This is a genomic window from Pleurocapsa sp. CCALA 161, assembly GCF_003003995.1.
GTDB lineage: Bacteria > Cyanobacteriota > Cyanobacteriia > Cyanobacteriales > Xenococcaceae > Waterburya.
Window position 1 is genome coordinate 49,537 of record NZ_PVWF01000013.1, and the last position, 11,607, is coordinate 61,143.

General features: G+C 37.6%; 11 protein-coding genes. 5 read left to right on the plus strand and 6 right to left on the minus strand.

Features of this window, described 5'->3' with window-relative positions:
- Positions 1-82: 82 nt before the first annotated feature.
- From C7B62_RS05310 to C7B62_RS05320, 3 genes are all read right to left on the minus strand, one after another.
- Positions 83-814, minus strand: coding sequence for an expansin EXLX1 family cellulose-binding protein (locus C7B62_RS05310; RefSeq protein ID WP_106233582.1), 732 nt, complete (start codon positions 812-814; stop codon positions 83-85).
- Between the two features lie 328 nt (positions 815-1,142).
- Positions 1,143-2,582, minus strand: a complete 1,440-nt coding sequence (locus tag C7B62_RS05315; RefSeq protein ID WP_106233583.1) for a phosphoglucomutase/phosphomannomutase family protein — start codon at positions 2,580-2,582, stop codon at positions 1,143-1,145.
- A gap of 205 nt (positions 2,583-2,787) precedes the next feature.
- The gene (locus C7B62_RS05320; protein WP_106233584.1) at positions 2,788-3,123 is read right to left on the minus strand and encodes a hypothetical protein; all 336 of its coding nucleotides are present in this window, start codon (positions 3,121-3,123) and stop codon (positions 2,788-2,790) included.
- Positions 3,124-3,381: 258 nt separating this feature from the next.
- On the opposite strand from C7B62_RS05320, the gene C7B62_RS05325 reads away from it, so the two are divergent.
- The 4 genes from C7B62_RS05325 (at position 3,382) to C7B62_RS05350 (ending at position 7,528) form a co-directional block, all read left to right on the plus strand.
- Positions 3,382-4,209: a photosystem II manganese-stabilizing polypeptide gene (locus C7B62_RS05325; protein ID WP_106233595.1), complete on the plus strand. Its 828-nt coding sequence runs from the start codon at positions 3,382-3,384 to the stop codon at positions 4,207-4,209.
- Positions 4,210-5,122: 913 nt separating this feature from the next.
- Positions 5,123-5,899 (plus strand): RNA polymerase sigma factor SigF, encoded by a 777-nt coding sequence (locus C7B62_RS05340; protein ID WP_106233586.1) that lies wholly within the window; start codon positions 5,123-5,125, stop codon positions 5,897-5,899.
- A gap of 104 nt (positions 5,900-6,003) precedes the next feature.
- A complete protein-coding gene (locus C7B62_RS05345; protein ID WP_106233587.1) occupies positions 6,004-6,759 on the plus strand; it encodes a hypothetical protein in 756 nt (251 codons plus the stop codon).
- Positions 6,760-6,931: 172 nt separating this feature from the next.
- Entirely contained in the window at positions 6,932-7,528 is a 597-nt protein-coding gene (locus tag C7B62_RS05350) for a PAP/fibrillin family protein (protein ID WP_106233588.1), read from the plus strand.
- Between the two features lie 78 nt (positions 7,529-7,606).
- Here the strand turns inward: C7B62_RS05350 and C7B62_RS05355 are convergent, their stop codons facing one another.
- Positions 7,607-8,713 (minus strand): mechanosensitive ion channel family protein, encoded by a 1,107-nt coding sequence (locus tag C7B62_RS05355; protein ID WP_106233589.1) that lies wholly within the window; start codon positions 8,711-8,713, stop codon positions 7,607-7,609.
- A 223-nt stretch (positions 8,714-8,936) separates the two neighbouring features.
- Between C7B62_RS05355 and C7B62_RS05360 the strand changes: the two genes are divergently transcribed.
- Positions 8,937-9,530, plus strand: coding sequence for an AI-2E family transporter (locus tag C7B62_RS05360; protein ID WP_158260631.1), 594 nt, complete (start codon positions 8,937-8,939; stop codon positions 9,528-9,530).
- A gap of 99 nt (positions 9,531-9,629) precedes the next feature.
- Here the strand turns inward: C7B62_RS05360 and C7B62_RS05365 are convergent, their stop codons facing one another.
- Positions 9,630-11,108, minus strand: a complete 1,479-nt coding sequence (locus C7B62_RS05365) for an alpha-amylase (protein ID WP_106233591.1) — start codon at positions 11,106-11,108, stop codon at positions 9,630-9,632.
- A gap of 187 nt (positions 11,109-11,295) precedes the next feature.
- Positions 11,296-11,487 carry a hypothetical protein gene (locus C7B62_RS05370; RefSeq protein WP_106233592.1) on the minus strand — a complete coding sequence of 64 codons (192 nt, stop codon included), beginning with the start codon at positions 11,485-11,487 and terminating at the stop codon, positions 11,296-11,298.
- Between the last annotated feature and the right edge of the window lie 120 nt (positions 11,488-11,607).

Consider the following 11,607-nt stretch of genomic DNA (forward strand, 5'->3'; position numbering starts at 1 on the left):
CAAATTTGTCAATTTAGTCAGGCAACAAACTTTATTTTACAGCGATCGCCCATTTTAGTGAGCATTGAGGTTTTATCGCTGCTTAGACAATATCAAACTGCTCACCTGTAACCACATCAGCACTGCTACCGCTAGCAATATCAACATCGTTTAAAGTCACTTGTTGACCAAAAATATCTGTTACCACCAAATCTTGTGCTTCTGATATAGCAGAGCCAGTATTCAAGACAAAACGATTATCCGACCCTCGTTCCAAAGGAACTAGACTACCATCCTCTTCCAGTAAATCGACGCTTTCGACTGGATTGCGATGATTATTAAGTCTAATAGCTCCATAATAGGGATTAGATTCGGGGATGCCCTCAACTACAATACCTTGACCAATACTGTTACCATAAGGAGTCACAAAATTGTCATCGGGACTAATTAATTTATATTCTATATCTACTACCCCGTCTACAGGATCGGCAACTTCAAAAAATGCTTCTGCACTAAGGTCTAAGCCATCAGCGCGTTCATATAACAGATCTGAAACTTGAACTATAATAGGTGCAGCGCCATCTGTTTGTTTAGGACCTGACACCTCCAAAAAAGCTCCACTAGCTTCAGATGCATTCCACTGAACATTATTAATGGCGGTAATACCGGCTAATGCGTCTCCAGAAAGAACGTCATAACCAGAGTTACCTTTTCCTCCCGCAGGATTAGCTGCATCGTAGAAAGTTGCTCTACCCTGATAGGTCTGACCTGATTCTAGCTCTGGACTGATATTAACGTCGATTGGTTGTTGGACGTTGGGTACTACTGCTTGCATGTCTTTAAATTCTCATAATGAGGTGTAACGATCCATGCCTAAATACCTAAGAAACTGCCAAGTAACCTTAAGTTGTTTTTTGTGAATCGTTAACCAGTTTATATTTACCAATAGTTCTGGACGTTACCAAAATGATGTAAATTTTTGGTCAAGACATTTAGATAAAATATTTAATATTAGCGATTGAGTCCTAGTAAATTACTAGTTTTTTTAAGTAAAAAAAGCAAGGGTACTCGTGCTGAGATCCTTGCTAACGAAGATTTATCACCAAGTTTATAGCTTAGAGCTAGGGCGAAGCTCCTTTGTCGATCGCTTTCTCCTCAAGTAGTTATGAATTTGCCCAATCTCTTGCCCATTCAAGCACTTTTTGCACTTCTGACATAGTAGTAGCCTGACAATAAAGACGTAATACAGGTTCAGTGCCACTAAAGCGAATTAACAACCAAGTGTTATCATCCATTCTGAATTTGTAACCATCAACGTCAAGACAATCTACGACGGACATTCCAGCAACTTCTTGAGGAGTTTCTTGTTGCAAACGTGCTAATAACTTGGCGCGAACTTCCATGTTTGCTAAGGGGAGATCGATGCGATCGTAATGCGCAGTAAAATCGGTCTTTTGCTGTAATCGCCTATAGATTGCGCCCAGCTCTTCTCCCGACTCAACTACTGCTTCTAGGACGTACAAAGCCGATAAGAGGGCATCACGTTCGGGTATATGGGTGCCATAACCGATACCTCCTGATTCTTCTCCACCAATCATTACTTCTGCCTGAAGCATCCTATCGCCAATATATTTATAACCAATTGGCGTTTCATATACCGATCGCTCATAGCATTTAGCTAAGCGAGGAATCAGATCCGAACCACTAACAGTTTTAACAATCTCTCCAGTAAAACCTTTGCGTTCTGCCAAATGCTCAATCAAAATCGGAATTAATACCTGCGAACTGAGAAAATTTCCTGCTGCATCAGCCCCTGCAATGCGATCGCTATCGCCATCAAATACTAACCCTACCCGCAGACTATGAGGGTAATCTTTAGCCCCTGCTTTAATTGCTTTGAAAAAATCAGGTAGATATTTCGGTAGAGGTTCAGGTGCGCCACCGCCAAATAAAGGATCGCGATCGCTATTTATTTCTGATACAGGACACCCTAATAGACGTTCCATTCCCGAAGCTGCTGCACCGTGCATTACATCCACATAGACCTTCAGTTTCTCGGCAACAATAGCGCTTTTAATTGCTGCAATATCAACTTTTTGCTGCAACCCCTGACAATAACTTGCCCACGGATCAAACATCTCTAGCTTACCTGGCTTTTCGGCGGGAGGTAAAGACTGACCAAGTTTAGCCTCGATTTGTTCGGTAATTTCTGGTGGCACAGATCCACCAAAAGCACTTTTAACTTTTAATCCCAAATATGTAGCAGGATTATGAGATGCCGTCATCACAATTGCACCCAGAGCATGATGAGCTTTCGCTGCCCAACTAAAGGCAGGAGTGGGGGCAAAACACTCAGACAATAAAACATCAAATCCCGCTTCTTGTATTACTGTTGCGGTTAACTTAGCAAAATCTTCTGCCATAAAGCGGCGATCGTAACCTACAATCACAGTACGATTATTAGCAATATCTCCGTAGTTATCTGCCAAAACTTGAGCTGCCAGTGGTGCTAGCATAGCAACACGTTCAAAAGTAAAGTCAGCCGCAATCACTCCACGCCAACCATCCGTACCAAACTTGATGGGATTAACAGTAAAAGCCATAAAACTAAAAATTTAGTAACTTTAGAAATAACACCTTCCAGATTAACTGTTTCTACGGGGTTTGAAAACTACAAAGTTACACTCGTTTGGCGATCGCAATTAGTTATAATTATTACTGCAAGTTTTGTCCAAAATTCATCTGCTTGATTAAGCTATGGATTGAATACTTGACGGTTGATGGTCTAGATTTAACTAAAGGTATGCTTTAAACTTCTTCCGATTCAAGCCGTTGTTCAACATTTTCTTCGCTCAACTCTAAATTTTTTAATAAATCTATTAATCTCATACGCTCAATATAGGGCCAACCACCTTTTTCCTCTATATCTTTAACAAACTGATATAAATCATGGCGCGTTTGTGGTAATGCTGATTCAAAATAATTAATTCTAATTTGACGATGAATCTGTTCCAAATCTCGTAACAATGATAGTAAGAAAAGACTGTCGTTTTGGTTTTCTTTTGCCAAGGCACAAAGATCTTGAGCTGTGTCCGTTAATAAGCTGATTGAATCGATTGCGTTGATGTCTTGATCTTGAGTCATGTACCCCAAATGAGCTTAAAAATGAACTTTGTCTACTTTATACAAGATGTACACTAATCTTAAACTGATTACAGAACAGTTGTTAACAAATTAGATAGCTTGTTGAATAGAATATTTTTGGGCGATCGGCTTATTATGTAGTCCTTCTTTGGTAGAGTAGATAGCATCTATAAAAATGGCTAATTTCATATGAACAGCCTATTTGCAGCATCTTTCGCTCTCGATGTTAAATTTAAAATTGACAAAATGAAGTTGATTATGAGAAACCGTTCAATTATTGCTTGTTTCCTAGCATTATGTTTAGGAGTACTAACCGCCTGTAGTAATTCTAGTGATGTCAGCAGAAATGAGCTGACCTATGACGATATTGTCAATACTGGAATTGCCAACACTTGCTTAGAATTACCCGATAGTAGTCGTGGCACTATTGCTATTGAATCAGGTAAAAAATATGCTATCCGCGATTTGTGTATAGAACCTAGAGAATATTTCGTTAAAGAAGAACCCGTTAGCAAACGTCAAAAAGCTGAATACATCCAAGGTAAGTTATTGACTAGGTATACTTCTAGTCTCGACCAGATTCAAGGAACTATTGACAGTAATGCTGATGGAACTTTAACCTTTACTGAAATTGATGGGATTGATTTTCAACCTGCTACTGTTTTGTTACCTGGTGGAAAAGAAGTTCCCTTCATGTTTACGATCAAGCAATTCCAAGGAACTACTACAGCAAGTGCAGACAGCATTAATACCTCAACTGACTTTGAAGGTGAATTTAACGTTCCTTCCTATCGCGGACAAGTTTTCCTCGATCCCAAAGGACGTAGCCTCGCTAGTGGTTACGACAATGCTGTAGCGTTGCCTGGACTAGCAGATGACCAAAGATTTTCTAATGCCAACGTTAAAGAATTTGTTTCCCGCAAAGGCAAAATGTCGCTTAACGTCACTAAAATTGATGGTGACACAGGAGAAATTGCTGGGGTATTTGAAAGTGAACAGCCTTCTGCCACTGACTTAGGCGCCGAAGAACCAGAAGAAGTTAAAGTTCGTGGTATTTTCTACGGCAGAGTTGTCTCAAACGCCTAAAAACAAATCCATTGCCCCAGAAATCTTGAGTAGAGTGGCAATTAACCGCAAGCAAATTAGGTCTATTAGGGGCAAATGCCCCTTTTTTGTGCCTATACTTGCTTTAGAAGAGCAAAAGCTAAAAGCTTTTTTGATAACCATTGATTCCGCATTAGTAATGTCATCTTTTTGCTCCAGAATCACCAATAAAAACTCGTACCTATGTTTTATTGTTCTGCAAGTCTCTTAATCCCTGCGTAAGATTTTTGAAAAATCAATTTTTGGGACTGAGTAAAGAGAACAAAGTTTTGCTAAACATAAAGGTTGGAAATTAAATCTAATTTATTAGTTTCTACTCGACTAATAGCCAAAACATCATCTAGCAATTGCACCATATTTTTGACTAAATTTTGAATTCGTCGAAGACTTTGCGATCGCTTATTAGCATCTTGCCAAACAATAGCCGAATTTTTTATTTAACTATTCTTTTTTTTCTTTCAGGATAGTTCTTAAATCTCCATTTTGGACTGAGTATTTTTACGGGTTACGTTTTTGAAATACAGTCAATTATTACTAAAATTATAGTAGATATTGTCTCTTCAGCACTTAAGTATTTTAATAATATTCAAAGCAAATAATTTAATCTTAATTTGAATTAAACTTGTGAGAAATTTTACTTAATTGAGCCAAGTAAACTTAAATTGCTTGAAGTAAAAACACTTATTTTTTTCAAAAATACCTAAAAAACTAAGTATAAATTTGGCATTTTTGAGAATTTCATTAAACATTTATTTAACGTAAATAGTATAAATGCTGTTGTTTAATCAGCTTTGAGGATAGTAAGCTGTAATTGTTTCTGAAATAAATTAATTTATATATCGTAGATTACTAATTTTTAGATGATATATTACTCTCTATCTAGGAACTAGATTTAATGGCAGCTTGTATTAGCAAAAATATCAAATTAGATAGTTTATATCTATTTCAAGAATATCAAAAAGAGCATAGTACTAAAGTAAGAAACCAAATCATGGAGTTAAACTTTGGTTTAGTCAAAAAAGAGTCTTATCATTGGGTAAATCAATGCAATGAAAGCTTTGAAGACTTATTACAAGTTGGTTCTATTGGTTTAATCAGAGCAATTGAGCGTTTTGACGTTGAAAAAGGCAATGCTTTTAGTTCTTTTGCTATCCCCTATATTAGAGGAGAAATTCAACATTATCTTCGGGATAAAAGCTCTACTCTAAGAATTCCTCGTCGATGGTTAGAGCTAAAACAAAAATCAGTTACGTTTATTCACAGCTTTCGCGAACAGCATCATCGGCAACCAAGTAATTCTGATATTGCTCAGTATTTAGAAGTATCAATTAAAGAATGGCAAGATATTAAATTAGCCTATCAAAATCGTAAGCCGTTGAGCTTAGATGTCTCAGTCAATAATGATTTAGATAGTCAGACTAGCCTGTGTGATTTGGTTGCCGATCCTAAGCATCGTAGCTTCCATTTGGTCTACGAAGATCGAGTGCGTTTGCAACAAGCTTTAGGAGAATTAGAAGAGCGTACCAGAGACGTTTTGGAGTTTGTTTTTCTACATGATTTAACTCAAAAAGAAACTGCCCAAATGTTGGATATTAGTGTAGTTACAGTATCTCGGCAGCTCAAAAAAGGATTGAATTTATTGAAAAAATCAATGGCATCAGAAAAAAATTAATGCACAATCTCTGGCTGATCTTCAAGTCAACTGTTATCTTATAGTTTAAATTGTTTGGTTACAGATTGAATTAAGTAATCTTAATCGATACTCTTACTATTATTATGAATAAAATTGTATTGTTGACATTAATTGGAATTTTGGTATCAACGGGAGGCTGTTCTTTTTTCTCTGATTTTGCTGATTCTCGCAAGGACTTAGAAGAAAACACTACTAAATCGATTTCTACAAAAACTGACAATACTCAAGCCCAACTAGATGCAACAGAAGATTTTGCTGATTTAGAACTAGAAAAGTCAGCAACCGAATCTATACCAGAAATTGCTGGCTTAATTCCTGCAACAAATCCTGATGCTAGAGTTAGAAGTAGTATTCGTGGTCGAAATGATCCTTTTGCGGTTGTAGCTCTTAATCCTCGTATTCAAATTAAAGAGGAAGAGAAAAAGATTAAAGAGACAGTAAAACAGTCAAAGGCGATCGCCGTATCTCCACAGAATCAAGTAGATCGCAATTATTCTGATTTAGATTTTCCAGAACCGCAACCAATCGAGCCAACTCTGGCAAACAATGTGGTGGTATCAGGATTATATAAAGCCAATGGCAGAACCAGATTAATTGTTAAAGCGCCTGAGGAACAGAGCAGTCGCTATGTTGAAGTGGGACAGTATTTATCTAATGGTCAAGTGCTAGTAAAAAGAGTCACTCAAAATGGTTTTTCAAATCCCACTGTTATCTTAGAGCAATCAGGAAGAGAAGTAGAGAAATCCATTGGTGAAGATTCGAATGGTGGCGACAGTATTAGCTCTTTGCCCACAGCAACACCAAGCGACGATTGGGGAACTGCTATCTCTCTAAAATAAAGCTAGTATTAAAAGCAGTCGAAAGTCAATCCATCAGAATAGGTTAAAACAATTAAAACGATCGCCAATATAACTGGGATCGTTTTTTTATTCAAAGATCTTCAGATGAAGACAAATAAGTCGATAAAATAGAAGTAGCTGGATTAGGATTGTCGATTTAAGTTAAGAGATTATGAGTAAAAAAGCAGAATTATTAGAAGCGATCGCTGGAAAAAATCGTGGTTTGCTGGCAAGCGAAATTGATAATGCCCGAGTTCTTTCAGCAATTCAACAGCTAGAAGATACTAATCCCACTAACAAGCCTTTAGAAGCAAAGGATTTACTCAATGGTGATTGGCGTTTGCTTTATACTACCAGCAAAGGAATTCTCGGCTTAGATCGCTTTCCGCTGTTTAAGCTAGGTCAAATTTATCAATGCATTCGGGTATCAGAAGCTAAAGTATATAATATTGCCGAAATTATCGGCTTGCCGATGTTAGAAGGTTTGGTCAGCGTGGCTGCCAGTTTTGATCCTATTAGCGATCGCCGAGTTAACGTCATCTTTGAACGCTCGATTATTGGCTTGCAGCGTTTTTTAGGCTATAAAACCCCTGCTAAACTAATTCAGCAGATTGAGTCGGGTAAGAAATTTTTGCCCATCGATTTCAAAATCGATCGCGGTGACCAACAAGGCTGGCTGGAAACTACCTATTTAGATCAGGATATGCGTATTGGTCGAGGCAATGAAGGTAATGTTTTTGTTTTAACTAAAGAAACATTCTTGGTTTAAGACAATAAGAGACAGGAGGCAGTATTCAAATCAGCTGTCAATCATTATAATTTGCGGGTTAAGAGTAATGCCATAAGTTTAAGCACTTGTTTCTACCATTGACTGTTCTTGTTTGATTGGCATTCCAGAAGCTAGGGTGTCTAAATAAGCCACCTGCGTAGGATAAGCAAATTCAATACCATATTCAGCAAATTTGTCTTTAACTGCCAGGTTGATTTCCTGTTGAGCATTCATATAAATGCTGTAGTCATTAGTGTTAATCAAATAAACCACTTCAAAATTGAGACTATATTCACCATAGCCCGAAAAGTGAGCGCGATCGCAGGTTGCATTTTCTGTCTGTGTGATAATCTCTTTGATCAAATCGGGAATTTGCGCTAATTGCTCAGTGCTGGTTTCGTACACCACTCCAAAATTAAAAACAACCCGACGTTGACGCATTTTTTTGTAGTTGCGAATGCGCGAGCCAACTAAGTCAGTATTAGCCATGACGATTTGCTCCCCATCAATGCTTTTCAGTCTAGTAGTTTTAATCCCAACATACTCGACTGTGCCAAGATAATCGCCGACAATAATAAAATCTCCTAATTCAAACGGACGATCCAAAAGAATGGAAAAATAGCTAAACAAGTCTTGTAAGACTCCTTGAGAAGCCAGGGCGATCGCTACTCCGCCAATCCCCAAGCTAGTTACTACGGCTGAGATATTAAATCCTAAATTATCGAGTAAAAAGATAGTGCCAATTAACCAGATGACTATTCTGATTGCCGGCATTAAAGCATCAATGCTTTGTTCTAAATTAAGGTTATCTCGTTGATAGTTAATCCAGTAAATTTTAATAATATATTCAATTCCTGCGCAAATAAGCCGAATTGCCAAGATAGTTGAAATGATTACTACCATGACGTTGATAGTGCGATCAAATATGGGATGCAAAGCTAAATTACTAATTGCTAGATAAATACTGGCAATATAGGCAATAGGAATCAAGTCTCTTTCAAGAATGTTAACAATCGCATCATCATAAATATTTTCGCTTTGAGCAGCCCACTTGCGCAAACTTTTAAAAGTTGAGCGTCTGAGGGTTTTAATTAAAATAATGGAGCAAAGTAAAATAACTGTCGCTATTAAATAGTCATTTAGCTTATTACCGCCGAATTCCCAGGATAAAAAGTCGAATGTCATAAATTTATTAAGCCTAAACTAAAACTACTTGCTGTAGTTAATTGGTCAGATGGAAACTATTCTAGCAATTGAGAATTTTTGCTTAATTTAACCAATACAGCGCAGATCGATCAATTGTCTATCCTTGATGAGCAAATGTCCATTGATAAAGCATTCTTTAGTAAGAGGACAGTAGCGCAAGAAACTACTAAGTTTAAATCATCGGAATTGGAGACAAAAAATTGTGCGTTTGGGGACATTAATTGGATTTCTAGCAATTATTATCGCCCTGTATATTCTGTGGCGAATCAAACAAGTTTTATTATTAACTTTTGCAGCGGTTGTCTTTGCTACGGCAATTAATCAGCTTGTAAGGTTACTACAGAAAAAATTTCAGTTCAGACGCAAAATAGCGCTCGCGATCGCTGAGACTGGGGTATTAACTTTTATTATTGGTTTTATTGCCTTAATCGTCCCACCATTTATCGATCAATTTCAACAGTTAGTTAAGCTTGTGCCTCAAGGCTTTGAACAGCTTAGTAGCCTCAATGAACGGCTGCGTAATGTATTACCAAATAATTTGTTTCAAGAAGTTAGGGGGTCGGAATCTTTAACACAAAATCTTCAATCTTTTGTAGAGCAATTTATCAGTAGTTTTTTCGATCTATTTTCTAGCACTTTAGGGATATTTTTAAATTTTTTCTTGGTCATCGTAGTCACAATCATGCTGTTATCTAATCCTACTCCTTACAAGCAGATGTTTCTTGTGATGTTTCCAGCTTTCTATCGTCAGCGAGTACAAATTATCTTGAAAAAGTGCGAAAAGAATTTAAATTGAATTTTAATTATTTTACAGCGATCGCCTATTAGTTGTATTAGTTTTAATTTTACTTTAGGCGATCGGCTTTTAAGAGTTACAAGTTAGGTTGCAAAATGATTACTTCTTGGGAATCCAAACGGAAACCGAACCAGCTTGACAACGAAAATCTGCCCAACCTTCATCATTAGTAGTAATAGGCTCGTCGATGTGTTCGGTTAAATCGATATAAGTTTGATTTGGCTGACCTACTTCCATCCACTTAGTACCTTCATCACCGTTACTTAAAACGACGGCTATTCCCCCTGGATGTTCTTCATCCCCTAGTCTTGTCCAACCAATACAGTTGGCATGATCGAAGTAATCATACTGCTCACCATAAGCCAAGTCTTGACGTGTCTCTAAAAATTTGTCAATTAGCCATTGATGCGAGTCCATGAAGATCTCATATTCTTGTCCATCTTTTCCTTGATCCTTATAATGCGCGCCGTAGTAATCAGCATAAAAAACGCAAGGATAACCATCTCTTCTTAATAAGATGAGGGCATAAGCTAAGGGTTTAAACCAAGCTTCTACTACAGATTCTAGTGACTGTAAAGGTTGGGAATCGTGATTTTCTACTAGTGTTACTGCTAGAGTAGGCTGATCTTTAACCAATGTCCCATCAAAGATCTGGCGCATATCAAAGTTGTTGCCTGTTTTACTAGCTTCAGTAAAGTTATAGTGCAAGGGTGCATCAAACAAAGCCACATCGCCACCAGTGACATCAATAAAATGGTGCAAAGCTTCTGGCTCATTAGACCAATATTCGCCGACAGCAAATAAAGGCTTACCTGAATATTTCCGAACGTGGTTTAACCAATCAGGGAAAAATCCTGCTTCGACGTGCTTAACCGCATCAAAGCGAAAACCATCAACATCTGTAGTATCAATATACCACTCTCCCCAGTGCAGAAGTTCACCCCGCACTTCAGGATGTTCCATATCAAGGTCACAACCCATCAAGTAAGCAAACGAACCTTTTTCTAAATCTACCTGCTCATCAAATTGCTTGTCTTTAAACAAATAAATAGCATCAGCATCTCCGTCATAAGCATTGTAGTCAACCGCGTCAAAATGCCACCAGTGCCATTCTAAGCTGGAATATTTACCCTGGCGACCAGGAAAGGTAAAATGCGTCCAGGTTTTTACTTTTTGCAAATCACCTATAGCTTCATGACGATTATCAGGATTCATTGGCATTGCTTCTGCCTCTTCTTCGTGGTCTGCACCAAGCATATGATTTAACACCACGTCTGCATAGATGCGAATGCCAGCTGCTTTAGCTACCTTAATTGCATTAATATATTCTTCCTTTGTACCGTACTTAGTTCTAACCGATCCTTTTTGGTCAAACTCCCCTAGATCGAAAATATCATATACGCCGTAACCGACATCGTAACCGCCACTCGTTCCTTTATAAGCTGGAGGAAGCCAAACAGAGGTAATCCCTACCTTTGCTAAATGCTCGGCATTTTCTGCTAACTGATTCCATAAGCTACCATCAGGTTCATTGTACCAATGAAAGTACTGCATCATTACACCATTAAACTCGGACATATTTGAATCTCCTTCCAAGGTCAGCTAAATAGTTATAATTAGTAAAATAGATTTTGTCTTTAACAATCAGGTTACAGACATTTAAGTATCTTCCAGTCTATTGTTGATTATTAAGTAATGTTACGCTTTTAGTAAAATATCTTAATCATTCGCAAGATATATTTAATTTGATTACTTATGTGCCTTCCTATTTATTTGGTGCCACCAAGCGTTTGAGAGGAATAACTTCTACGTTTAAATAAATATCTTTACCAATTTTTTGTGCCAGATCGGTTTGAACTTTTTCAATCTGCGCTTGAGTTATGGAATTAATAGGTGCTGCTACCTGTATATCCACCTTGAGATAACCTTTTTTGGGGGTAACTACGATAGAATCCACATCTGAATCAATATCACCTTGGGCAAAAGTTTTTGTTTCATATCTGTGGGGGCGACAATAGTAGCTAGAAAGCAGATAGAATGAGTGTCATGGCTTTCTGACCTCGTTGATAAAATGGGC